We start from the raw sequence: 23,909 nt of genomic DNA on the forward strand, positions 1-23,909 counted from the left end.
GCGTGGGCGCGGTGAGCGACAGCCGGAGCACGGCGCCGCAATCGGTGACCGGGGACGGGGCCCGGCCTCCCAGCGTCGACTCGCTGGCGCAGTCCCTGGCCCCCAGCGGCCTGCCCCACGGGTTGCTGGTTGACGCCGCCCGTGCCGCCATCGCCGCCGGCGACCCGGGCAGCGCCGCCGAGCGCGCCGAGGCCATCGGGCGATCGCTGCTGCGCCCCGTCATCAATGCGACGGGAGTTCTGCTGCACACCAACCTGGGTCGGGCGCCGCTGGGCGCTGCCCCGGGCGGGGCTGTCGGGCCGGTCGGGGCGCCAGTCCCCCCGACCCGCTACAGCAACCTGGAGTCCGACGGCGAGGACCGGCAGGCGACCACCGCGGTCAAGCACCCGCCCCCGATCCGCTACAGCAACCTTGAGTTCGACACCGAGCGCGGCGCCCGCGGCGACCGTCACAGCCATGCCGGGGGCCTGCTGGCGCGGCTCTGCGGGGCCGAGGCCGCCCTGGTGGTGAACAACTGCGCCGCCGCGGTCACCTTGGTGCTGGGTGCGCTCGCAGCAGGGCGCGGCGTGGCGGTCAGCCGCGGCGAACTGGTGGAGATCGGCGGCGGCTTCCGGGTGCCGGAGATCGTGGCGCAGTCCGGGGCGCGGCTGGTGGAGGTCGGCACCACGAACCGCACCCGGCGTCGGGACTACACGGCCGCCACCGAGGCCGGCGAGGTGGCGCTGTGCCTAAGGGTGCACCAGTCCAACTACCGCATCGTGGGCTTCACCGAGGCGCCCAACGTCGCCGAGCTGGCCGACCTGGGCGTGCCGCTGGTGGTCGACATCGGCTCGGGTCTGCTGGACGAGGCCTGCCAGTGGCTGGCGGGAGGGCCGCCGGCGTGGCTGCGCGGCGAGCCCGCTGCCCGCCAGACCCTCGCCGCCGGGGCCGACCTGGTGACCTTCTCGGGCGACAAGCTGCTCGGCGGTCCGCAGGCGGGCATCATCGCCGGCAGCGCCGAGTCGGTGGCGCGCTGCGCCCGCCATCCCCTCGCCCGGGCCTTCCGGGCCGGCGGCCTGGTGCTGGCCGAGTTGCAGACCCTGGCCCTCACCTACCTGCACCGGCGCGGCCAGGACATCCCTTTCTGGAATATGGCCACACGCCCGGTGGCGGAGCTGCGGGCCCGCGCCGAGGCGCTCGGCGTCGGCGAGGTGTGCGACATGGCGGCCACCACCGGCGGCGGCACCCTGCCGGGCACCGAGATCCCCTCGGCGGGCATCGTGCTGGACGGCGACCGGGCCGCGGCCCTGCGCGACAACGAGGTTCCGGTCATCGCCCGCGTCGCCGGGCAGCGCACCTACCTGGACCTGCGCACCGTCGACCCCGCCGACGACGCCATCGTGGCCGCCGCCGCCCGCCGAGTCTGCGCCACCGTGGAGACTCCCGCGTGAGTGAGGCAGCAAGCTCTCTCATCATTCCGACGAAAGCCGGAATCCAGGACTCTCGCCACCCAGCCGGCGCTGCCCGTGGATCACGCAGCACGCTCCTGGGAGACTGCTGAACAATGCGGCATTTCCAGTATCCGTCATTCCGGCGCAGGCCGGAATCCAGGACTCTCGCCACCCGGCCGGCGCTGCCCGTGGATTACGCAGCACGCTCCTAGTCCTCCCGAGTCGAGGCCACCGTGCACGTCGTCGCCACCGCCGGCCATGTGGACCACGGCAAGTCCACGCTGGTCAAGGCCCTGACCGGCACCGACCCCGACCGCTTCGAGGAGGAACGCCGCCGCGGGCTGACGATCGACCTGGGTTTCGCCGCCGCCGAACTGCCCAGCGGGCGACGCTGCGCCATCGTGGATGTGCCGGGTCACATCAGGTTCATCAGGAACATGCTTGCGGGCGTGGGCGCGGTGGACGCCTGCATCTTCGTCGTCGCCGCCACCGAGGGCTGGAAGCCGCAGTCGGAGGAGCACCTGCGCATCCTCGAGTTGCTGGGCATCGCCAGCGGACTGGCAGTGCTCACCAAAGTGGACCTCGTCGACGAGGAACTCGTCGAGATCGCCCGCCTCGACGTCTCCGACCACTTGGCAGGCACGTTCCTGGAGGGCGCCGAGACCGTGGCGACCGACAGCGTCTCGGGGACCGGCATGGACGGCTTCGCCGCGGCTCTGGACCGCTTGCTGGCGCGCACGCCTACGGCTGCCGACACCGGCCGTCCGCGCTTGTGGGTGGACCGCTCGTTCGTTGCGCCAGGGGCGGGCACCGTGGTCACCGGCACCCTCACGGGCGGAACCGTCGCCACCGGCGACGAGTTGGTCGTCCGGCCGGGACGTCGGCGCGTGCGGGTGCGCGCCATCCAGAGCCTCTACGCCACCCAACCCAGCGTGGGTCCCGGCCGTCGGGCCGCCCTGAACCTCGTCGGCGTCAGCCACGGCGACCTGGGGCGCGGCCATGTGGTCGTCCGGGAGGATCAGTGGCACCTGACCCGCACCGTGGACGCCTCCCTGGCCGTGCTCGAATCGCTGGACCACGAGGTGAGCCGGCGAGGCGCCTACGTGGCCTACCTGGGCGCGGGCGAGTTCAGCGTGCGCATGCGCATCCTGGGAGGCGAGTCGCTGCGGCCGGGCAGCCAGGGCGCAGTGCGCCTGCACCTTCCCTGCCGGCTGCCGCTGCGGCCCGGTGACCGCTTCGTGCTGCGCGAGAGCGGGCGGGCCGAGACGGTCGGCGGCGGTGAGATCCTCGACGTGGACCCGCGCCTTCCCGCCGCGGTCGCTCGGCCCGATCGCTCGGTGGACCGGGTCATCGCCGAGCGCGGCTGGGTGCGCCCCGACGACCTGTGGCGCCTGACCGGCGAGCGGCGGGCACCGAACCTCGCGGGCTGGGTGGTCGACCCTGTGACGCTGCAGGAAACGCAGGACGAGATCCGGGCGCGGATCGCCGACGCGGCGGGCCTGGGGCTCGACTTGGCCGGCCTCAGCGAGCAGGAGCGCGCCGTGGCCGAGCACCTCGACGACGTCGTCGTCGAAGCCGGACGGGCGCACCCCGCCCGTCGGACCGACACGCTGGCCGAGCACCCGTTCCTGGCCGCGCTGGCTCAGCAGCCCTTCTCGCCCCCCGAACCGGCCGCGCCGGGCGTCCCCGCGGTGGCCCCGGAGGAGTTGCGGGAGATGCTGCGACGGGGGCTGGTGGTGTCACTGGACGGTGTGATCTTCCCGGCGGTCGCCCTCGACCGGGCCACCGAGGAGGTCACCCGGCTGCTCGAGACGTGTCCTGAGGGTTTCACCGTGGCCGAGTTCCGCGACGCCGTCGGGACGACCCGGAAGTACGCCCTGCCGCTGCTGGCGGCTCTGGACGCCGGCGGCATGACCCGCCGCCGCGGCGACCTCCGCATAGCCGGCCGCCGCCTCCCCGGCCGGCAAGCGCCACATGGGGGCATCGACTGACAGACGCTCCCCGCCGCTACGCCAAGTGGAAAACGAATCCACTCCGCGGCTCGCTCCGCTCGTTGCCGTTAGGTGTGTGCGCGGCCGCGCGGAGTTCGCCTCATCGGATGTCGGCGCTCGGCGGGGAGGGACCGTCGCCGCCGCTCGGTAAGTCTGGTTGGGCATCAGGAGCCGCCAGCGCCGGGGGCAGGGATCTCACGATGTTCGTGGTCTCCACTGCGACGGTGATCAGGCGCCGCAGGTGGCGGATCAGGTTGAACGGCTCGTCGGCCCAGACGTGCCAGCCGTTGGGATCGTCGCTGATGCCCGACGGCTTGTCGTGCTTCCGGCGGAGACTGTCGATGGCCCAGGCGAGCGGCGAGCGGCCCGACACGGTGTAGATGTGCGCGTCCGGAGGAATCTCGACCAGACGGCACCGTCCGTTGACCTCCAGGGTGCTGCGGTCCTCGGTTCTGCCTTCGCCCCGGCCCCAGCGCATCCGACCGTCGATGCGGTAGGCGTCGGGGTCGGCGCCACCCTCGTCCGGCTTTCCGTCCACGAGACAGGCCACCGGCCATTCCGGCACGGTCTCGTAGCCGATGTGCAGGTCCATCAGGGCGCGGCCGGCGGCCCGGAACGCCTCGAAGTCGGGGGCGAACGGCACCCGCGGCAGGTTGCGCTGCAGGTCGTGGCGGTACCGCTCCCGCCAGTCGGGGGCGTGCATCACGCCGTACAGGTACTCCCAGATGTCGTCCTTGCTGATGGAGTCGTCGCCGTAGTGGGATCGGAACCGTTCGAGGCACCAGTCGGTGATGTTGTCCTCGTCGGGCTGCGGTTCGTCGAGATCGAACCCCAGAGCAAGCGTGTCGGCCACCGCCCTGCTCCCCTCAGACCGGTCCACGACGGCCCGAGCGGGGCGACGCTCGCCCGCCGCCGTCGAGCACGTTCAGATCGGGCAGGTTCGCCGTCGCGAGGACTGCGAACCTGGTCCGGTTCGCCGGGCTGCTCACGAGGATCGCCTCCGGCGGGGGACGGCCCTGGTCTGCTGCGATCCCTTGATCGAAGCCAGGTCCGGCAGCGTCACGGTCGCCAGCGCCTGGAAGGTCATGTTCGACGTCCCCGAGATGAGGATCGCCTCCGTCTCGGTAGGCCGCGGGTCTGCCGCCCGGTGGCGCAGAGATCGAAGAGCCGGTCGGCGGCGACGATCCCGAACGGGAGCTGCTGCGTGAGATTGATGAGCACTGACGGCCCCCCCCCCCGGTCAGGTTGGGCGCACCGCTTGACGCGGGATCGATCGGCAGGCCGGATCGATCGCGTGGAGGTCCGGGAGGCTCATCGCCGCGAGAATCGCGAACCTTGTTCGATTCGAGGGGCTGCTCATCAGGATCGCCGTGACCGGGGGACGAGCCGGGTCGGCTGGTTCGTCCCGGCTGCGCTGAGATCGGAGGGGATAGCTGTGGCGATCGTGCCGAAGATGGCTCGATTGTTCGGTGACGCCACGCAGAGGAACTCGTTCCGGGATCGGCGCGGGGGAATAGACTCCCGGACTGTTCGTTCGTTCGTTCGTTCGTTCGTTCGTTCGTTCGTTCGTTCGTTCGTTCGTTCGGTCGGTCGGTCGGTCGGTCGGTCGGTCGTTCGTTCGGTCGGTCGGTCGGTGCCTCTCTGTCTCGTGGGAACATCGCTGAGACGGTCCTGACCGACGACAGGATGCGATCGTCCTCGTAGAGCCAGAGCTTGGTGAACGGTCGGTAAAGCACTTCCCGGATGCGGGATTCATCGAACTCGATGCGGTGGCCGCGCTTCAGGGATTGCTTGAGGGTGCCGGTCCACTTGATCCTGTCGAGTTGATAGTTCTCTGTCGCCTCATCAATCGGTACACCCAGCTGCACGAACTCTCGGGCCTCCTCGTAGGCATCGATGAACTCATTGATGCGGGCAACGAGGTCGGTCCGGCTGAAGGAGTAGACGTACACGTCGCAGTTGGTAGCGAGGCCGAGTGCATGGACGTCTACTGCGGTGTCGCCCCTCTGATCTCGCGATCCAAGGGCGCAGACCGGCAGCAGTTGCTCGAACGTGCCGTCGGTCAGATTGACCCAGTGGTGCTCGTCGTTGAGGGGCACCGTCTGGAACTCGTCGCCGGTCACGTCGCCGAGTTGATCCAGCCACGCCAGCTTGGAATCGAGATTGGAGTACTCGGGCACCTCGGCGTAGTGGAGGGTCGCCAGCTGCGACAGGTCCCTCTCCGGGTTGCGGACCAGCACTGTGATCTGCACACCGTTGCGGGAGCCGGCACCGAAGATCTTGTCGCCCTCCCGGCGGAACTCGTCGCCGGACTTCATGGCGTCACCGCGGAGGTTGACGACGTAGATGTCGCTGAACTCGTCCCGGAGGGCGGCTCGAATCCCCGCCAGGGACGTGCCGTTGCACAGCGAATTGGGGTGGACGAACGCCACGACACCCGGCCGAGCGGACTCGTCACCGACACCGTTCAAGCGGTCGGACGCCCAGCGGATGGCCTGGACGTAGAGGTTGCCGGCGCTCTTGCCCGCGCCACGCCCCGTGACCGCCCTGTGACGCTGCCCGTATGTCTCACGCACCCGGGCAGCCAAGGCCGGGTAGTCGATGTTGGGGTTGTCGTCGCCGGCTGACTTCTGGCCCGCCGACCACGGCGGGTTACCGACGATTACCTCGATGGGCAGGTCGTTCTGGCGCTTGACCCGCGTGGAGTTTCGGCCCATCGGCCCGAAGGTGGGCAGACGGGTGTTGTCGTTCATCAGGAACGTGTCGGTGAGGACGATCCCCTCGAACGGCTCGTAGTCGCCGGTGCGCTCCCTGTAGCCCTCCTCGATCTTGAGGGCCGCGAGGTAGTAGGCGAGCAGCACAATCTCGTTGGCATGGATCTCCGGTGCCTCGCCGGCCGCACCGATGAACTTGCGGGCGAGGTCCTCGTGGCGCACGAGGAAGTCTTCCACGCCCCCCCCCCCGCGAACTCTTCTGCGTCAGGAGACGGTTGACGAACGTACCGGTTCCGGTGAACGGGTCGAGCACGTGTACGCCCCGGTCGGTGAGGCCGCGCCCGAACTCCTTGCGCAGCACAGCGTCGGCCGAGCGGAGCACGAAATCCACGAGCGGCGGCGGGGTGTAGACGATGCCGAGGCGCTTGACCTCCGCGGGCATGGCCTCGGCGAAGAACGTCTCGTAGACCTCCAGCATCACATCGAGGCGGGCGTCGGAGTCGGTGGCGCCGGCCAGCCGGTTCGCGACGCTGCTGTAGAAGCGGTCGAGGTCGCGGGTCTCGTCGCGCAGGCGGACGTCCTGGCTCTTGAACTCGTCGAGCAACTCGTTCAGGGCCTTGGAGATGGGATTTCGGTCGGCGAACCCGCTGCCGGAGAACAGGGCGTCGAACACCGGCATCGTCACCACATGCTGCGCCAGCATCGTGACCAGCGCCGGCTGCGTCAGGTGCGCGCCGACCGTGGCGCGCATGGCGTCACCGAACCGACCGAACGCCTCGGCGAGCATCTCGTCGGAGTCGAGCACGATGCGGACCCGCGTGATGATCCGTCCGGTGATCGCGGCGACCTCGCGGCCCCAGCGGTCCCAGTACTGGCGGTCGCCGCACACCTCCACCAGCTTCGAGGCGATGGCGTTCTCGAACGGGAGCCGGCCCTGCACCGCGTCGCGCCCCGAGGTCCGGGCCGCGCATGCCTCGCCGCCGTCGCAGTCCGCCCGTGCGCACTGGTCGCAGAGACCGGCTGTGATGATCCTCAGCGGCACGGTGCCGCCGAGGTCCGCCGTGTTGATCGCCACGTCAAGGCGCTCGTCGTGGGACCGGAGCGCCTTCAGGACGTCCCAGACCTGTTTGAAGTCGGATCCCGACAGCACCCTGTCGTCGGCCAGGCTCGCCCCCGACGGCACCACGACCGGGAGCACGACGTAGCCGTACTTCTTGGCCTCCGAGCGGCGCATGACCCTGCCGACCGCCTGCACCACATCGATCTGCGACCGCTTCGGTTCGATGAACAGGACCGCGTCGAGCGCCGGGACGTCCACACCCTCGGTCAGGCACTTGGCGTTGGTGACGACCCGGCAGCCGTCGCCGTGGGCGGTGCCCTGCAGCCAGTCGATGGTCGTCTTGCGCTTGAAGGCATTGTCGCGGCCGTCCACATGGCGGACCGCGCAGTCCAGCAGTTCGGCCCCGGCGGTATTCCGAGCGGCCATGCTGTCGATCACCGGCTCCCAATACCTCTCGAGCCGCTGCGAGTTCCTGATGGTGTTGGTGAAGGCGATCGCCCGCCGCGCCGCGAACTCCGGGTTGACCGCCCCGGTGACGCGCCCGGCGGCGCACCGGGTGGTTGGGTCCGCCAGGGCGTCCCAGCATCCGGCCAGCCGGACGGCCTCCCCCGCGTTGATCGGATCCCGGTCGTCACCGGCCTCTATGTAGTCGAACTGCTCGATCACGGGGTCCTCGGCCACGGCGATGACCAGTACCTGGTAGTCGGTGAGGTAGCCGCCCTCCACGGCGTCGCCGAAACCCATCCGGGAGAACTCCGGGCCGTAGACGTCCTCGTCGTCCATCGAGTAGACGTCGAAGTCCCGGACGTGCTCGTCGGCCTTGGCTTTCAGCCGGCTGGTGTACAGGCGCGGCGTGGCGGTCATGTAGAGCCGCTTATCGGCGCGGATCTCGTCGGGGTCGTGCACGAGCGTGAACGCCGTCGCACGGCTGACCTCCTGGACGCCCGTCGTGCGGTGCGCCTCGTCGCAGATCACCAGGTCGAAGCCGGGCGCGCCGGCGCGCTGAGCCGCGGCCACCAACTCCAGCGACTGGTAGGTGCAGAAGACCGTTGTCATCTCATCCTCGGCGGGCACCGAGAGCTGCTCGGTGATCCGCACAGGGTCGGTCGTGACCGGCATGGCCAGTTCGACCATGTCGGCATCCTCGTCGGCGCGCCCGGCCCGTGTGTCCGAGCAGACGCCGACGTAGCGATGCGGGATGTCGGGGCTGCGACGGCGGGCCCATTCCCGCATGATCTGGCCCATCAGGGCGATGGACGGCACCAGCAGCATCACCCGCCCGCCCCGGCCGGCGAGGCGCTCGGCGATCCACAGGGCCACCACCGACTTGCCCGTCCCGCAGGGAAGGATCAGCTTGCCCCGATCAGACTCGACGAAGCCCGCGATCACCTTCTCGACGGCGGTGGCCTGGAACGGGTACGGCACGCAGCGCGCCGAGTCGAAGGACAGCCTGTCGGGCGCCTCGAAGAAATCCGACCACGAGACCGGCCAACCCTCGAGGTCGGGGCGCTGCACCACCTCGCAACGGGGCGACGCGTTGAGCACCATCGTCTCGGCGTTCGACGTGAGCGGCACCGTCACCACCAGGATGCGATGCGTGAACCACGGGGCGCTCGACGCCGAGAGGAACGAGTCCACGTCGGACTTGGCGATCCGAGAAGTCTCACCGTAGAACTTGGTCTGGATTGCGCACAGGCCGCCGCCCCATTGCTCGGTCTGCTCGGCCACGAGATCGATCCCGACGTCGGGGCCGTAGCCGTGCGCGGTCCGGCCCGGCCACTCCACCCAGCGCCAGACGTTGCGGAACCGCTGCGGACCGTACTCGCCCGGATGCCGCTCGAAGGCGTACCGCACGAGCCTCTCGAACACCCGGCCCCGCACACCGTCGTCGGAGTAGCGCTCCCGCAGGCTGTCGAACAGACCGTCGCCCGACTCGCCGGGGCGCGGGCGCAAATCACCATTCATCGGCACGGGCGTGAACAGTACGCGACCGCGGCCGCCGAGGCGAGCAACGATCCGTCAAGCGTGTGATATCATTTTTGATGTCATGTGGTCGGTGGAGGTCGAACCGGAAGTCGAGCAATGGATCGAATCGCTCGCCGTGAGGGAGTTTGCACTAGTGCTGGCGGCCGTCGAGCGACTCGCCGAGGGCGGCAGCCGGCTTCGGTTCCCGGCTTCGCGTCCGCTGGGCGACGGCCTCTTCGAGTTGCGGATCGATCTCGCCCGTACAGCGCGACGGATCACGTTCTACTTTGCGGACGACAGGCGGATCGTGCTCTTGACAACGTTCCGCAAGCAGAAGCAGAACGAGCGCACCGAAGTCCGGCGCGCTCGGAGGGCGATGCGCCGATGCGTCGCTGAAGGACACGCAGTCGAGGAGGAATGATGGCGCGCCCAACGATTGAAGAGATTCGAGATATGCGACTCGACGCGATGAGCGATGACGAGCGCGCCGAGTTCGACGCGGCGCTCGCGGCGGCCCGACTGGCTCTGGAGGTCGGGGAGCAGGTCCGCGATGCGCGAGAAGCTGCGGGCCTGACTCAGCGACAACTGGCGACTCGCATGGCCACGAGCCAGGCGGCGGTAGCCCGCCTCGAGGCCGGCGGCACGAGCGCAACGCTCGCCACGCTTCAAAAAGTCGCCGCAGCGCTCGACATGACGATCACGGTCAACCTGGCTCCGGCGCACTGACAGCAACGCCTCGCCGCGCAGGCCGATTCGCCGCGGAGTCAACCTGTGTGAGCTCGGTGGTGATCTTCCGAAAGTTCACGGCGCGTGCGCAGCGTCTCAGCATCGTTCAGCAGGACCCAGTAGTCCCAGCCGTCGGAGCGCCTGTCGCCGTCGGCACGGGCCGCTCGCAGCGGCGAGTCATAGACATGCTCGTCCAGCGCTATGAGGGCGTCGTCTGTGATCTCGGCGATTGTGTCGTATCGCCGACCGGGTAGCCGCGGTAGATCGAGTCCACCAAGTCGCGGACCTTGACCTTCTCCCACACGAACGGACGCTAGATATCCGGAAGACGCAACGCTCCGGATTGCACCGCCGCGACGAGGTTCTGGGCAGTCCACGGCACAGGCTTGAACATGTCGCTCACTTCAGAGCCCTCTCATCCCTCGCGCCGCCCGCCGATTGCCTGGATCCGCTGCTTCAGCACGTTGAAGCTCGGGCCACCAGCCGAGCATCTTGCTGCATATGTCCGCGTACAGGCGGGCGGTCGCGCCGCCTCCGAACGCCGCCTCCGGCGCGACGTCGAACGCGTGGTGCAGCAGTGTGGGCGTGTCAGTCTCAATCACCATGTCGACGACCAACGGATTGGGCGAGACGCCCGAGGTCTGATCGGTGTCGAACACGAGAATCCATGCCGTCGCCTCCTCAGTCAGCCCGACGCCTTCCGGTCGAGGCAATGATCGGAGCGTCCGATCACGAGGATCGATCAGCAGTTCAGGTCCGCCGAGGTGTGGCTGCCAGGAGTTCCACACCGCACGCGGAAGCGCCAGCACGGTTCCTGCGCAACTCGCGTGGAGACCCAACTGGAACTTGAAGATCATCTGGTAGAAGGTCCGCTTGAACGTGTCGGCGATGCTTGGCCCCTGGATCGCCCTCCCCGCCCACTCGGGGTTCTCGCGGACTTGATCGGCGAAACTCGACTGATGCAGGTCGAGCGCGTTTCTCAGCGCCGTCGTGGCCTGGCCGTACGATCCGTGGAACTCCATCGTCTGCACTTCCACGATTGCGTACCGGCCGATCTCGGGATCGCCCGAACCGCCCAGGAGTTCGACCATGGCGATGTCGAATGAGAGTTCCGGCGATCGATCAGTCGGTCTCAGCGAGATTTCCCCGCCAAGGCGGGCACGAAAGTAGACGATCACCGGTTCGTCGACAGCGAGCGCGGCTCGGATACGCAACCGCGACCTCGGATCGTCAAGCGTCACAGCGGCGACGATCAGCGCATCGGCATCGCCAGCGACATCGAACAGGCGACGCGCAACCTCGTTGAGCAGTCCACCGTCGAGCGTGCGATACGGGCAAACCAGCCAGTCGATCGAGCCGTCGTCGACGCCATACCGGCGCGCGTTCCGGCTGGTGATCGTGCACACGCCCTGGGAAGGCGTCGCCTTGATGCATTCCTGGGCTTCACCGACCGCTTCGGTCAAGAACGGGCACAGATGTGCCCGCATCGCATCCAGCGAAGCGGCGCCGAGTTGAACTTCGGGGTAGATTCGCTGTCCGAACCACTCTCCCACGTAGTGATTCGGCTGACGTGAGCTACGCCGAGCCACGAAGTCGAGTGCTGATCACGCTTGCCAGATCCCGCGCGGCAACTTCCGCGAACGATTCGGCCGACTCGAAGCCGATCGCGGTTCGCCCATGCGCGGCTGCGATCGTGAGCGCACGTCCGGTGCCGCAGAACGGGTCGAGGACCACACCGCCGACCGGCGACGACGACAGGACGCGGGGGCGAATCACCTCCGGCGGGAACGTCGCCGAGTGTCCGTGCGCCCCCGAGCGAGCGTTGACGGTCACCACGTCACGGGCGCCGGGCTCGACTTCGTCCAGGTCATAGAAGTAAGCGGCCCGACCCTCGCTCGGCCGGCGAACGAAGTGAAACAGGTGCTCGTGGGTCAGCCGGAGGCGATCCCTCTCGGGCCGGGGCGGAACATTCGGCTTCGACCAGATGAGATCGTTCCGCAGAATCCAGCGACGACCCTGCATCAAGATCGCGAACCGCGCCGGCACCATCAGCAACTGCTTCTCCTGCCGGTAGTCCCCCATCGGCGTGCGCCGTCTGACCCGGCGCGTGCCGCCGAGGCCTTGCCGGCCCCCGGGGCGGATGCTCGCCCAACGCGCGAAGTAGGTGTCGCCGATGTTGACCCAGACGTTCCCGTCGGCCTTTAGGACAGGGCGTGCCCGGTCGAACCACTCGGCCAGGTGAGCCACGTACCAGTCAGGCGTCGGTTCAAGACCCAACATGCCGCCGTTAGCGCGGTACCAGTCATACGGAGGGGCAACATCAAGCGACTCGCCCTCGCGCCGCCACGCATCCTGAACCGCCCAGTTGTGATCCTCCTGCCCCTCGTACACGCGCTGACACCAATACGGCGGGCTCGTCACGATCAAGTCCACCGACGACTCGGGCAGCTTCCCAATCAGATCGAATGCATCGCCGCAGTAGATCTCCGACTCTCGGGGCACCGAGGTTTTCGCGGGCCGGCCACTCATGCGACCAACAATAGGGTCGGGGTGTGACATCGCAGCGGACCGGAGTCGGCTGGCGACGCGGACGAGGCTCGTCTGGGAACCGGCGGAAGGCACCATCAGGATCACCAACCATCACGGCTACTGCGCATCGACGGTCGCCGCCGCGAGTGTCGAGGCGGCCGCCAACGTCGTCAGTCGCGGTAAGCGAGCGCCGGGGGCAGGGGCCTCACGATGTTCGTGGTCTCGACTGCGACGGCAACCAGGCGCCGTAGGTGGCGGATCAGAGGGAACGGATGCCACCGGAGCGGCTCGCGGGCAGGCTCTCCGGTCGGAGACGTGTCTTGCGCGCCGGAAGCGAGGACCGCCGGAGTTCCGACGTTCAGCAGTCCACTGCGACACGCAACGCCGCACACGCCTCGTCGGTACGCAGAGCACCCAACTCACAGATTCGCTCGGTGAGGAACGCCTTCGGAACCACGCGAAGGTTGTCGAAGCCAGCGGCGCACTCGGTCCGCAGGCCGTCTTCGGGCCCCAGTCGCACCTCGGTCGGGATGTTCCTGACCGTGCGGGTGACCGGTGCCGCCAGAACGCCGTTCAGCACCGGGATCGCCGACGACCGACTCATCACCAGGAACGGGCGCCTTCCGACGTCCTCCATCTCACCCCACCAGATCTCGCCACGGCGCGGCTCACTCACCACGGTTCCTCCAGGATCGCATCGCGCAGCGATGCCGCCGCTGCGCGCTTGTCGCCGTCGGTCTGGGGAAACCGTCGGTAGCCCTCGGCGATCTCGGCGTCCAGCATCCGGGCCCGCTCCTTCGCAGCCAGCTCCTCGATTCCGGCTCGAACGAGCGCCGCGCGGCTGGGGTAGACGCCGACGCTCACCAAGTCGTCGACAGTCGACAGCAGCGAGGTCGGCAATCTGACCGCGACCTGCTCGGTCCGTTCGGATCCCACGGACTCATCCTACAGGAGAAACATCGATCGGATACCGTTCTCGACCATCGAACTGGTATGCGAGATCAATGTCGCTGTGCATGGCGACGCGATTGGCACCCAACGGCGCCGGCGATGCGCCCAGGGTGGCCGCCCGTCATGGTCACGAGTATGGTCACGAACTGCTCGCATGGCCGGCATGACAAGCGGACCTGCGTTGACGAGGACCATACCGGCCGGGGAGTTCAAGGCGAAGTGCCTCAAGCTCATGGACGAGGTGAACGAGACGGGCGCGACCATCGTCATCACCAAGCGGGGCCGACCGGTATCCCGGCTCGTACCCGTCGAGCGCGAGGGGAGAGGGATCAGCGGGATCCTCCCGGAGTTCGGTGACTTCGTGGACGATCCCTCCGAGACCGTCATCGGCCCCGAGGACGTGCGGGCGCTGGAAGCGGGCTGGGATGCCGGCCGGTCGCCCTCCGCGCGTCTTGGCGCATGATCCTGCGACAGCGCCCGTGCCGGGTCCGCTCAGAGGAGCCGGCGGCGCTCCTGCTCGTTGAGGCCGCCCCAGATGCCGTGGGGCTCGCGGATCCGCAGGGCGTACTCCAGACACTCGGTGATCACCGTGCACTGGGCACAGATGGCCTTGGCGCGGCGCTCGCGCTCGGATCTCTCTTCTTTCGCCTCCGCCACCGTCGGCGGGAAGAACACCGCCGACTGGGGGCCTCTGCAGGCCGCCCGCATCTGCCATTCGACACCGTCGGTGATCGCGCTCACGCGGCCTCCCCTGTCACGGGGGCGACCATAGGACGGCATTCGATCCAGCACAAGACGGGGTTCGGGATTCGTCGCAGGCGAGCCCGCCGACGCTGCTAGCCGGCCTCCTCGTCGGCCCCCGACGGCGCCGGCGCGCCATCCTCGCCGTCTCCGGCCTGCTCGTCGGCGGTGCTCTCGGACTCGTCGAGGACCTCCGCCGGCGACACCTCCAGCAGCAACCCGTCGATGCCGGTGACCTCCACCGGCCCCCCCGGCGGGATCGGCGAGGCCCGGAAAGTGCGCGCCCGCCAGAGGCTATCGGCGATGCGCACCACCCCGAACGGGTGCAGAGACTCGACGGCCTCGCCGCGCATCCCGATCATCCATTCGCGGCCGATGGTGGGCGTGGAGAAGCGGCTGCGTATGAGCGGCGGCATGCCACCCAGGATGCCGAGCATCAGCCCGACGAGCCCTCCCAGCATGGGCACCCACGACATGGAGACGCCGTCGTACAGCGTCAGCGTCCCGGCGACGACGGCGGCGGTCCCGATGGCGGTCCAGAGGCGCGGCACGCCGGTCTGGACGTCGATGGCGAAGGCGAAGAAGGCGAAGACGATGAGGGCGATGGCGAAGCCGTTGGTCGGCAGCACCGCCAGCCCGTACAGCGCCAGGATGCCACTGGCCGCGCCGGTGACGCCGGCGATGCCGACACCGGCGGTGTACAGCTCGAGCAGGATCAGTGCCAGCGATACGAGCAGCAGCAGGTATGCCAGCGGCGGGCTCGCCACGGTGTGCATGATCCCGCCGACGAACGGAAGGCTCACGAACTGCACCGAGGATCGTGGTTCGAGGCGGGTCTCGCCGGTCTCGGCGTCGGTGACCTCGACGGTCTCGAAGCCCAGGTCCTCGAGCGTGAACAGGAACTCACCGAGCGTCGGCGCGGCCGCGGGCGTAACGCCGGCGGTGGTGGCTTCGCTGTGGTTCACCGTGCGGTCGGCCAGGAGCGCCGCGTTCGATCCCCAGAGCCGGCCGAAGCGGTCACAGTCGAGCGCCTGGTCACCGGTGTCCCCCAAGCGCGCTCCCGGTGCCACGCCCACCCGGTCGGCAAGCGCCAGGAGTTGTGCGACTTCGCCGGTGGCGCGGGCTCCCGAGGGGCCGACCCAGGCAGTCACCGGCACCCGCGAGTCCACGATGGCATCGGCGATCGCCGCCAACTCCGCTTCGTCCACCACGGCGCGGCGGCTGTCTATCCGCAGGACGATGAACAGCACGCCGCTGTCGGGCTGGGAGGCGCGGCTGATGCGATCGATCACGAAGTCGCTGAGCACCGGATCCATCAGGCCGACCACCTCGACGACCTGCACCAGGTCCGCACCGGGCTCCGGTGCCCGGGACACCGCGGGGGCGGCGGCGCTCTCGGGGCAGGCCTCAGCCTGTGCGGTGACCGGGCCCGAGGGTGCCAGGAGCCAGCCCGCCGTGGCGACGACCAACCCCAGCAGCACTCGGCGCGCCGTGGGAGCGCCACGGCGCGCGCCGGACGGCAGGGGAGAGCTCCGGCTCATAGAGTGGTCAGGAATCGTCGACGGGACCGAGCGCCTCGAGGGCCGCCTGCATGGTCTCCACCATCGGAACGATCCGGTCGAAGCCGGTCGTGTGCAGCAGTCGGGTGATCGCAGGTCGATCGCAGAGCACCGAGATCGTGCCTCCGCCGTCGCGCACCCGCCGGATGCCCCCGATGAGAGCCCCGAGACCGGCAGAGTCCATGAACGGGACGCCGCTCAGATCCACCACCAGGCGAGCCGTCTCGTCGACGCCGTTGAGGGCCTCGCGGAAGTCGCCGACGGTGTAGGCGTCCAGTTCGCCGATCGGCCGGCAGACGGTGTGGTCCTCCGCGACTTCCACCTGAACCTCGAACACCCGGCAACCTCCCGTCTCGCCGGGGATGCTACCGCCCCGGTAGCCTCACGGTATGGCCGACGTGCTGCTGGCAACCGACGCCGATTGGACGTTCGACGAGGTTGCCGGCGCTCTCGCCGACGATGACACCCGCGTCAGCCGGGTTCGCTCGGGACGGGACTTGCTGGCCGTCACCGAGGAGTTGCAGCCCGAGTTGGTGATCGTGGACCTGCAGATCGGCAGCATGGGCGGAATGGCGTCGTGCCTGGAACTGCGGGCCGAGAGTGATGCCGGTCGGCTGCGGTACCAGAAGGTGTTGATGCTGCTGGACCGGTCCGCGGACGTGTTCCTGGCCCGGCGGGCGCGCGCCGACGGTTGGTTGATCAAACCCCTCAACGCCTTCCGCCTGCGCCGGGGGCGAGCCGCCCTCGCCGAGGGTGGGACCTTCTACGAGAGCGCCAGCTGAGCCGCCCGGCGCGGCGGGCCGGCCTTGGTATCCTCGGCCCGCAACGGGCAGTGGCGCAGCTTGGTAGCGCGCTTCGTTCGGGACGAAGAGGTCGTGGGTTCAAATCCCGCCTGCCCGACCATCGCCGAGCATCCCGGCGGGTGCTGGCGCGCCCGGATTCGAGGAACATGCCGCCCGCGATGAACCCCTCACAATGAACCTCCTCGCCACTTTGCGGAACCGCTTGGCGTGGTCGATCCGCACGGTGCTGTCCGGCAGCGGATCCCGCAAGTTCGCCCCCACCCCCGGGGCGCCGACGCTGCTGCCGGTCGGCGGGGCGGCGTGGCTGGTGCACGCCGAGGCCTCGATGATGGTGGGCGGCATCCGGGCGCTGCTGCTGCAGTCACTGCACCCCGTTGCCATGCAGGGCGTCGGCGAGCACTCGGACTTCCGCGCCGACCCGCTGGGACGGCTGCGGCGCACCGTGTTCTTCCTGGGCACCACCACGTACTGCGCTCTCCCGGAGGCCGAGGCGGCCATCGAGGCGGTCCGGCGGGTGCACCTGAGCGTGTCGGGGGTGACGCCCGACGGTCGTGACTACCGGGCCGACGACCCCGACCTGCTGGCCTGGGTGCACGCCACCGAGGTGGACAGCTTCCTGGAGGCGTTCCTGCGGTTCGGCCGCCCGCGGCGCCGCCGCCGGATGCTGGCCCCCAACCTGCCGGAGCGAACCGCCGTCGCGGCCGCCGTCGGGCCGATCCCGATGGCCGATCTGGCAGACCGCTACGTGGCGGAGATGGCCACGGTGGCCGAACGCCTGGGGATCACCGAGCCGCCTCGCAGCCGGGCCGAGCTGGCGGCGGTGATCGACGGTTTCGGGCCGGTGGTGGCGGCCACCGACCTGAGCACCGAGGCCGTCTACTTCCTGCGCCGGTTCCCGCTGCCGCCGCTGGCGCGGCTGGCCTACGCGGTGCTGTTCTGGGCGGCGGCCGGCAGCCTGCCCCGCTGGGCCCAGGAGCTGCACGGCCTGCGCTGCGGGCCGCTGCGCCGCGGCCTGGCGCGACCGGCGGCCCGCGCCATGCTGGGTGTCATGGGCTGGGCTCTGCGCAACGCCCCCGATCCGGAGGAGTCGCCGCAACAGCCGCCGGTAACCTGACGGCATGGAGATTGCCGTCGTCGGTGCCACTGGCCAGGTGGGGGGCGTGATGCGCGCCCTGCTGGCCGAGCGCGCCTTCCCGCTGCAACGGGTGCGGTTCATGGCGTCGGCCCGCTCAGCCGGGCGCCACCTGGCGTTCAACGGTTCAGAGGTTGCCGTGGAGGACGCCGAGGCCGCCGACTACTCCACGACCGACATCGCCCTCTTCTCGGCCGGCAAGACCACCTCGCGGGCCCTGGCGCCGCGGGTGGCGCAGGCCGGGGCCACCGTCATCGACAACTCCTCGGCCTGGCGGATGGACCCCGACGTGCCGCTGGTGGTGCCGGAGGTGAACGCCGCCGCCCTGGCGCACCGCCCGAAGGGCATCATCGCCAACCCCAACTGCACGACCATGGTGGCGATGCCGGTCCTGCGGCCCCTGCACGAGGCCGCCGGTCTGCGGCGCCTAGTGATCAGCAGTTACCAGGCCGCCTCTGGTGCCGGGCGGGCCGGCGTCAGCGCCCTAGCGGCCCAGATCGCCGCGCCCGGTGAGGCTGCGGCGGGGCTGGCCTTCGACCCGCAGGCCGCCGAGGTGCCCGGCGACGGACCGTTCGGGGCGTCGCTGGCCTACAACGTGCTGCCGGTCTGCGGCGGGGCCGTCGACGACGGCAGCGGCGAGACCGACGAGGAGCAGAAGCTGCGCAACGAGAGCCGCAAGATCCTGGGTATTCCCGACTTGGCCGTCTCGGCAACCTGCGTGCGGGTGCCGACCTTCACCGGCCACGCCCTGTCCGTCAACGCCGAGTTCGAGCAACCGCTCGACCCCACCCAGGCCGGCGAGCTGCTGGCCGCCGCACCCGGCGTGGTACTGGACGACCTTCCCACGCCATTGGGGGCCACCGGCATCGACGAGACCCTCGTGGGACGCATCCGGCGCGATCCCACCGTGCCGAACGGGCTGGCGCTGTTCGTGGTGGGCGACAACCTCCGCAAGGGTGCGGCGCTGAACGCCGTGCAGATCGCCGAGGAACTGCTGACCGAGTCCAGCTGACAGCCCAGTCCACACCCGCCGCACCCAAGTAGGCTGCTGAGCAACCCCCGAATCAACCCCATGTCGGCTTCAAAGCCGCAGTTCAGGGGCCTGCGGTCTCGGCCGAACAGCCATTGCTCAGCACATCCGAGGCTCTCGACCGCACCTCCGCCCAGCCTGCCGCCAGCGACCTGCAGATTCGCCCGAGCCGTGAATCTGTACACTAATTGCCCAGTGATTTTAGACATCCATTACCGCGTGAATCTCTACACCAATCGGTCGTGAATCTGTACATATTAGTGCGGGGTCGGCTACGATCCGTCCATCGACGGCCACGACGACTACATCGCGCGAATCTCCGACAGCACCCTGGCCCGCCACATGGAGGCATGGCCGGCGGAGTTCATCACGGGGCCGCGCGCGGTCGGCAAGACGACCACAGCGATGCGACACGCTCGGTCGGTGCTACGCCTAGACGTCGAGGCGGAGCGGGGAATCGTCCTCGACGATCCCGACGCGGCCATCCGTGACGGCCCGTTCCCGCTGCTGATCGACGAGTGGCAGCACGCCCCCGGCGTGCTCGGGGCCGTGAAGAGGGCGGTCGACGCCGCGCCGAGGCCGCCGGGGCGGTACCTGCTCACCGGATCGGCCCGCAACGACCTCCATGTGGGCCAGTGGCCGCTGACAGGTCGTGTCCTGACCACGCAGCTGTGGCCGCTGACGGGCCGTGAGCGCTTCGGCGACGCTACCGCTCCATCACTGTTCGAGCGCTGGGACAGCGACCTGCGCTTCGCCCTGCCGCCCGAGCGCCCCGATGTGCTCGGCTACGTCGACATCGCCCTCGACGGCGGATTCCCCGGTGCGCTGGCGGCCGCCCGAGCCGGTGCCCGCGACGACTGGATGCGAACCTACGTCGACGTGGCAGTGACCCGCGACCTCGGCGAGTTCGCAGCCGGCAACGGCAGGCGACGCAGCCCCGAGCCCCTGCGACGCTGCCTCACCGCGTTCGCGTTGCATACGTCCGGGGTCGTTCCGGACACCGCGCTGGCACAGGCCGCCGGCCTGGATCGCCGCACGACACTCAGCTACCACGAGATGCTGACCGTGCTGCGCCTCACAGCCGACGTGCCCGCGTGGCACTCGAACCGGCTCAAGCGGCTCACCTCGATGCCGAAGCGATACATGACCGATACCGGGCTGGCAGCCTGGCTGATGGGAGTCGACCGCGAGAGCCTTCGGCGCGACAGCGACGCCAGAGGGCGGATCATCGACACCTACGTGGCCGCACAGCTTCGCGCCGAGGTGTCAGCGGCCGCCGGCCGCGCCCAGATGTTCCATCTCCGCACCCAGAGCGGCGAGCACGAGATCGACCTGGTCGTGGAGTTCGGGCGCCGGCTGGCCGCGTTCGAGATCAAGACGGCGAGCGCGCCGAGCGCCCGCGACGCCCGCCACATCGCCTGGCTGCGCGACCGGATCCCGCCCGAGCGGTTCGCCGGCGGGGTCGTCTTCCACACCGGCCCGCACCGCTACAGCCTGGGAGACCGGATCGAAGCCGTGCCGATCGCCGGACTCTGGGGTTGACGCCGAACTCAGCGGCTTGGCCCTGCCTCCGCGAGGGCCGGGACTCCACGAAACCTCCGTCGCCGGCGGCACCGGGCTGACGCCGCTCCGGCGATCCGCGGCGCTCGGGGGCTCAGTCGCCGAGGTGCAGGACGACGTCCACCTCGATGCCGAATCCCGGCAGCGGCGTCTGGATAGTGGTGCGCGCCGGCAGCGGCTCGGGGAACGCCTCGCGGTAGATGGCGTTCATCTCGGCGAAATCCGCCATGTCGTCCAGGTAGACGCCCACCCGCACGGCATCGGCCAGCGAACCCCCGGCCGCCTCGGCCACCGCCGCCAGGTTGGCGAAGACCTGCCGCGCCTGGGCGCCGAAGCCGCCCTCGGGCACCTCGCCGTCGGGCGTGAACGGCCCCTGCCCCGACAGGAACACGAACCCGCCGGCGGCGATGCCCTGCGAGTAGGCCCCCGAAGGCTGGGGCGCGGACGCACTGGTGATCGGCTGCTTCGCCATGATGACTCCTCCCTTGGATGGGCCTCTGACGGCGGCTCAGGCTACGCCAGGAAGTTGTTGAGCACGTTGGACGTGATGCGTGAGACGTTGTTGTCGTAGTCGTTGTGCGACAGGCCCGAGAACCAGTTGATGGAACTCACGGAGAACACGGCGCCGCCGTTGGCGGTCTCGAAGTACACCATGTCGGCGCGGGCGTCGTCGTTGCGGGTCGCGTCGATTCTGGAGTGCATCACGTAGATGTCCTCGTGGCAGATCAGGTAGTAGGCCGAGTGCTGACCCGCCGAGGTTGCCAGGACCAGGGTGTGGGACGGCGTGCCGAGCGTGTGGTCCACCCGGTCCAGCTCGTCGCCGGCGCAGCCGTTCATCACCAGGCCGAAGTCGCCGATGATCTCGTCGTCGCCGACGCCCTCGAAGATGAACGCGGCCCGCGGGTCGAAGCTGCCGGGCAGGCGCCGGTAGCCGGGCGTGTGGGCATCCCATCCCTGGCAGGAGAATCCGGTGCCGACGATGGCGTTGGGCGGGCGGCCCAGGTGCCGCCAGATGCCGCACTGCTCGCCGGTTGAGGCGAACTGCGTCTCGCCGGGGTGTGACTCCCAGGCCCGGCTGCCGGCGAAGCCGCGCCGGATCTCGACGACGTGGCGACGCCCCGGGTCATATGTGGTGGCCCAGTAGAAGCCGTTGCCGCCCAGGTACATGAACCGCCCGCCGCCGTCCAGGTACGCCTCGAGGGCGTCCAGCATGGGGCCGGTCCAGTACTCGGGATGGCAGCCGGTCATGACGACCTTGTACTCCGAGAGGCAGTCGAGGCCCTCGAAATGCAGGTCCTCGTCGGTGATGACGTCGTAGTCGGCGCCCTGGGTCTCCAGCCAGTCCACCAGGTACAGGTCGAAGGCGTAGCCCCGGGGGGCACCGGTCACCCAGTGGCGGGCGGTGGCGCGCATCGACAGGAGCGGGCGGCGGGTGGTGGAGTGGCACACCCCGCTGCCGTCGGTGTGCACGTCGTAGACCGAGCCGCCGAGTTCCACCCGGGCGCCCAGGTAGTCGTCGTAGGGGTCCACGACGATGGGGATGTTGGTGAGGTCGCTGAAGTCGTGGCCCCCGCTGAACAGCACCCGCTCGTTGGCGTAGGCCAGGTAGCTGCAGGTTGGCGCCAGGTACGCCGCCTTCGCCCGGCGGGCGCCCGGGGCCGGCGTCACGAAGAACGGGATGTTGTCCTCCTCGCCGCCGGCCTCGTCGGAGGCCTGCAGGTGCACGGCGTAGTAGCCGCTGCGGGCGTCGTCGGGGACTGTGAACCTGAAGTCCTCCTCCCAGCGGCTGTCGTCGAAGTCGTCGTCGTGGAAATGGATGGCCCCGTACTGTTCCGGCGCCTCCTCGCGCGTGAAGGCCGTGGCGTCCCAGCTGTGGCCGGTGAGGCCGCGCATGGCGTAGTTGACGACGGTGCCGTCGTGGCCCGAGCCACCGACGTCGGCGATGTCGACACCCGAGGCGTCCGTGGCGGCGAAGTCCCACACCGCCGCCACGCCGTCCATCGCCAGCGGGTCGGCGCCGTCGGCCAGGGCTTCGAGTTCCTCGGCGCTGAGCGCCCGGTCGAACAGGCAGGGCCGCTCGATCTTGCCGTTGAAGCAGTGGTAGGCACCCACCTCGGTGCCGTCGATGCGCGAGCCGGCCGCCAGCAGCAGCGGTGCGTCGGGTTCTTCGGGAACGGGATCAACCTCGTCGCCGTCCGCTGTGCCGAGATTCGTCGCGGCCGTCAGCGAGGGCTCGGGGCCGCGCTCGCAGATCCTCTGCAGCAGGTGGGCCTCACCGGTGGCGGCGTCCCAGGAGCCGGCCACGAAGTGCCAGCGCTTCGCGACGGGCCAGGCGCCCAGGGAGAAGTGCCGGTTGTCGACTCTCAACGTGAGCCCGTCCTCCTCGTTCCCAGGAGGTATCACGCATCCGGCGCTGTCCACGTCCGGTCCTGTCGGCATGCCCCTCGGCAGGCCGAGTCCGAGGCTGTAGCCACCGAAGCTGCCGCGGCGGGCGACGATGGTCTGCGGTCCCACCTCTGGCACCGTCGGCCAGATCCACGCTGCGATCGTCAAGCTGCCGGAGATCTCGGGTGGGTCGGGCACCTCGACGTACGACCCGGCGTGAGTCTCCTGGCGCTGGCCGGGGTGCGTACCGTCGGCCGACGTCGCCACCGGCTCGGCCTTGAAGCCGGGGCTCTCCGGCGAGGTGTCCCCGTGGATGAGCCGCACCACCTGCGACTCGTAGGAGTCGAACTCGGAGCTGACCATGACCCGCACCTCGTCGCCCGGGTGGACGACCAGCGGGTCGGTGTAGCCCAGCAGCTCCCGGCGCCGGCGCTCCGACCTGTAGGGACTCTTCTCGTACCCTTCCGCTAACCGCATCTTCCCTCCCGAATCCTTTCGCTGTACCCCTGTATGTCAGACGTAGTTGATCATCGCGCCGCCGTCTATCACCATCACCGCGCCGTTGGTCCAGCGCGACTCATCGGAGGCCAGGTAGAGCGCCAGGTCGGCGATCTCCTCGGGCTGGCCGAAGCGGCCGACCGGATAGCGGGCGAGTCGCATCCGGCTGCCCGCGTCGCCGTGGGCGTCGTGCACCAGGGCCATGGGCGTGCGGATCGTGCCGGGGGCGATGACGTTGGCGCGGATCCCCTGCGGCCCGTACACCACCGCAAGCGAACGGGTCAGCGAAATCAGCGCACCCTTGCTGGCCGTGTAGGCGTCGATCGGCTGGCTGCCGCCCACGAAGGCCCGGATCGAGGAGGTGTTGATGATCGATCCGCCGCCGCGGCGCAGCATCTCTGGGATGGCGTGGCGGCAACCCAGCATCGGACCGGTGAGGTTCACCGCCAGGATGCGGTCCCAGGTGCCCAGCGGGACGTCGATCACCGAGCCGTCTTCGACGGGGGCGACGGCGGCGTTGTTGTAGAGCACGTCCACGCCCCCGAAGCGCTCCTCCGCGGCGGCCACGACCCGCTCCCAGTCGGACTCCAGGCTCACATCGATCTCGACGGCGACCGCCTCTCCCCCGGCCGCGCTGATCTTCTCGGCCACGGCGGCGCCGGCGGCCGTGTCGATCTCGGCGATCACGACGCGGGCACCCTCTTCGGCGAAGCGCAGTGCCGCCGCCCTGCCCTGGCCGGAGCCCGCCCCGGTGATGATGCAGACCTTGCCTTCGAGCCTCATGGCGTCAGTACCAAGGGCCGCGGGGAGACTGGATTCCGGCCTACGCCGGAAT

The 23,909-nt window shown here is 69.6% G+C and carries 22 protein-coding genes and 1 tRNA gene; 10 read left to right on the forward strand and 13 right to left on the reverse strand.

The window, feature by feature from the left end:
* Window positions 1-11 precede the first annotated feature (11 nt).
* Window positions 12-1,430, forward strand: a complete 1,419-nt coding sequence (gene selA / locus OXG55_05175; protein ID MCY4102648.1) for an L-seryl-tRNA(Sec) selenium transferase — start codon at window positions 12-14, stop codon at window positions 1,428-1,430.
* Window positions 1,431-1,663: 233 nt separating this feature from the next.
* A complete protein-coding gene (selB, locus tag OXG55_05180; GenBank protein ID MCY4102649.1) occupies window positions 1,664-3,421 on the forward strand; it encodes a selenocysteine-specific translation elongation factor in 1,758 nt (585 codons plus the stop codon).
* A gap of 100 nt (window positions 3,422-3,521) precedes the next feature.
* Here selB and OXG55_05185 read toward each other — a convergent pair whose 3' ends face one another.
* The 3 genes from OXG55_05185 to OXG55_05195 all read right to left on the reverse strand — a co-directional run bounded on the left by OXG55_05185 (window position 3,522) and on the right by OXG55_05195 (window position 9,148).
* On the reverse strand, window positions 3,522-4,274 hold the full coding sequence (locus OXG55_05185; GenBank protein ID MCY4102650.1) for a hypothetical protein: 753 nt from the start codon (window positions 4,272-4,274) through the stop codon (window positions 3,522-3,524).
* 13 nt (window positions 4,275-4,287) lie between these two features.
* Window positions 4,288-5,739 (reverse strand): hypothetical protein, encoded by a 1,452-nt coding sequence (locus OXG55_05190; GenBank protein ID MCY4102651.1) that lies wholly within the window; start codon window positions 5,737-5,739, stop codon window positions 4,288-4,290.
* A 334-nt stretch (window positions 5,740-6,073) separates the two neighbouring features.
* The gene (locus OXG55_05195; GenBank protein MCY4102652.1) at window positions 6,074-9,148 is read right to left on the reverse strand and encodes a DEAD/DEAH box helicase family protein; all 3,075 of its coding nucleotides are present in this window, start codon (window positions 9,146-9,148) and stop codon (window positions 6,074-6,076) included.
* Between the two features lie 22 nt (window positions 9,149-9,170).
* Between OXG55_05195 and OXG55_05200 the strand changes: the two genes are divergently transcribed.
* Window positions 9,171-9,581 (forward strand): type II toxin-antitoxin system RelE/ParE family toxin, encoded by a 411-nt coding sequence (locus tag OXG55_05200; protein ID MCY4102653.1) that lies wholly within the window; start codon window positions 9,171-9,173, stop codon window positions 9,579-9,581.
* Window positions 9,581-9,886, forward strand: a complete 306-nt coding sequence (locus tag OXG55_05205) for a helix-turn-helix transcriptional regulator (GenBank protein MCY4102654.1) — start codon at window positions 9,581-9,583, stop codon at window positions 9,884-9,886. Before OXG55_05200 ends, OXG55_05205 begins: the two co-directional genes overlap by 1 nt.
* Before the next feature lie 404 nt (window positions 9,887-10,290).
* Here OXG55_05205 and OXG55_05210 read toward each other — a convergent pair whose 3' ends face one another.
* From OXG55_05210 to OXG55_05225, 4 genes are all read right to left on the reverse strand, one after another.
* Complete coding sequence (locus OXG55_05210; protein MCY4102655.1) at window positions 10,291-11,439, reverse strand: hypothetical protein; 1,149 nt, start codon at window positions 11,437-11,439, stop codon at window positions 10,291-10,293.
* A 22-nt stretch (window positions 11,440-11,461) separates the two neighbouring features.
* Window positions 11,462-12,415: a site-specific DNA-methyltransferase gene (locus OXG55_05215; GenBank protein ID MCY4102656.1), complete on the reverse strand. Its 954-nt coding sequence runs from the start codon at window positions 12,413-12,415 to the stop codon at window positions 11,462-11,464.
* 358 nt (window positions 12,416-12,773) lie between these two features.
* Complete coding sequence (locus OXG55_05220; GenBank protein MCY4102657.1) at window positions 12,774-13,091, reverse strand: type II toxin-antitoxin system PemK/MazF family toxin; 318 nt, start codon at window positions 13,089-13,091, stop codon at window positions 12,774-12,776.
* On the reverse strand, window positions 13,088-13,351 hold the full coding sequence (locus OXG55_05225; protein ID MCY4102658.1) for a ribbon-helix-helix domain-containing protein: 264 nt from the start codon (window positions 13,349-13,351) through the stop codon (window positions 13,088-13,090). The genes OXG55_05220 and OXG55_05225 overlap by 4 nt, the downstream gene beginning before the upstream one ends.
* Before the next feature lie 178 nt (window positions 13,352-13,529).
* Here OXG55_05225 and OXG55_05230 point away from each other — a divergent pair, with 178 nt between their 5' ends.
* Complete coding sequence (locus tag OXG55_05230; protein ID MCY4102659.1) at window positions 13,530-13,829, forward strand: type II toxin-antitoxin system Phd/YefM family antitoxin; 300 nt, start codon at window positions 13,530-13,532, stop codon at window positions 13,827-13,829.
* 29 nt (window positions 13,830-13,858) lie between these two features.
* Here the strand turns inward: OXG55_05230 and OXG55_05235 are convergent, their stop codons facing one another.
* The 3 genes from OXG55_05235 to OXG55_05245 form a co-directional block, all read right to left on the reverse strand.
* Window positions 13,859-14,074 carry a WhiB family transcriptional regulator gene (locus OXG55_05235; protein ID MCY4102660.1) on the reverse strand — a complete coding sequence of 72 codons (216 nt, stop codon included), beginning with the start codon at window positions 14,072-14,074 and terminating at the stop codon, window positions 13,859-13,861.
* A gap of 128 nt (window positions 14,075-14,202) precedes the next feature.
* Complete coding sequence (locus tag OXG55_05240; GenBank protein ID MCY4102661.1) at window positions 14,203-15,648, reverse strand: hypothetical protein; 1,446 nt, start codon at window positions 15,646-15,648, stop codon at window positions 14,203-14,205.
* 7 nt (window positions 15,649-15,655) lie between these two features.
* Window positions 15,656-16,003, reverse strand: a complete 348-nt coding sequence (locus OXG55_05245) for an STAS domain-containing protein (GenBank protein ID MCY4102662.1) — start codon at window positions 16,001-16,003, stop codon at window positions 15,656-15,658.
* 52 nt (window positions 16,004-16,055) lie between these two features.
* Here OXG55_05245 and OXG55_05250 point away from each other — a divergent pair, with 52 nt between their 5' ends.
* The 5 genes from OXG55_05250 (at window position 16,056) to OXG55_05270 (ending at window position 20,173) form a co-directional block, all read left to right on the forward strand.
* On the forward strand, window positions 16,056-16,448 hold the full coding sequence (locus OXG55_05250; GenBank protein ID MCY4102663.1) for a response regulator: 393 nt from the start codon (window positions 16,056-16,058) through the stop codon (window positions 16,446-16,448).
* A 44-nt stretch (window positions 16,449-16,492) separates the two neighbouring features.
* Window positions 16,493-16,569, forward strand: a tRNA-Pro gene (locus OXG55_05255).
* Between the two features lie 72 nt (window positions 16,570-16,641).
* Window positions 16,642-17,583 carry an oxygenase MpaB family protein gene (locus OXG55_05260; protein ID MCY4102664.1) on the forward strand — a complete coding sequence of 314 codons (942 nt, stop codon included), beginning with the start codon at window positions 16,642-16,644 and terminating at the stop codon, window positions 17,581-17,583.
* Window positions 17,584-17,587: 4 nt separating this feature from the next.
* Window positions 17,588-18,613, forward strand: a complete 1,026-nt coding sequence (locus OXG55_05265) for an aspartate-semialdehyde dehydrogenase (GenBank protein MCY4102665.1) — start codon at window positions 17,588-17,590, stop codon at window positions 18,611-18,613.
* A gap of 360 nt (window positions 18,614-18,973) precedes the next feature.
* The gene (locus tag OXG55_05270; protein MCY4102666.1) at window positions 18,974-20,173 is read left to right on the forward strand and encodes a DUF4143 domain-containing protein; all 1,200 of its coding nucleotides are present in this window, start codon (window positions 18,974-18,976) and stop codon (window positions 20,171-20,173) included.
* Window positions 20,174-20,285: 112 nt separating this feature from the next.
* Here OXG55_05270 and OXG55_05275 read toward each other — a convergent pair whose 3' ends face one another.
* From OXG55_05275 to OXG55_05285, 3 genes are read right to left on the reverse strand one after another with little or no spacing between them, the layout of a single operon-like run.
* Window positions 20,286-20,663, reverse strand: coding sequence for a RidA family protein (locus OXG55_05275; protein MCY4102667.1), 378 nt, complete (start codon window positions 20,661-20,663; stop codon window positions 20,286-20,288).
* A 41-nt stretch (window positions 20,664-20,704) separates the two neighbouring features.
* The gene (locus tag OXG55_05280) at window positions 20,705-23,053 is read right to left on the reverse strand and encodes a hypothetical protein (protein MCY4102668.1); all 2,349 of its coding nucleotides are present in this window, start codon (window positions 23,051-23,053) and stop codon (window positions 20,705-20,707) included.
* 36 nt (window positions 23,054-23,089) lie between these two features.
* Window positions 23,090-23,857, reverse strand: a complete 768-nt coding sequence (locus OXG55_05285; GenBank protein ID MCY4102669.1) for a glucose 1-dehydrogenase — start codon at window positions 23,855-23,857, stop codon at window positions 23,090-23,092.
* Window positions 23,858-23,909: the final 52 nt, after the last annotated feature.

It is taken from the genome of bacterium (assembly GCA_026708055.1).
Taxonomy (GTDB): domain Bacteria; phylum Actinomycetota; class Acidimicrobiia; order Acidimicrobiales; family CATQHL01; genus VXNF01.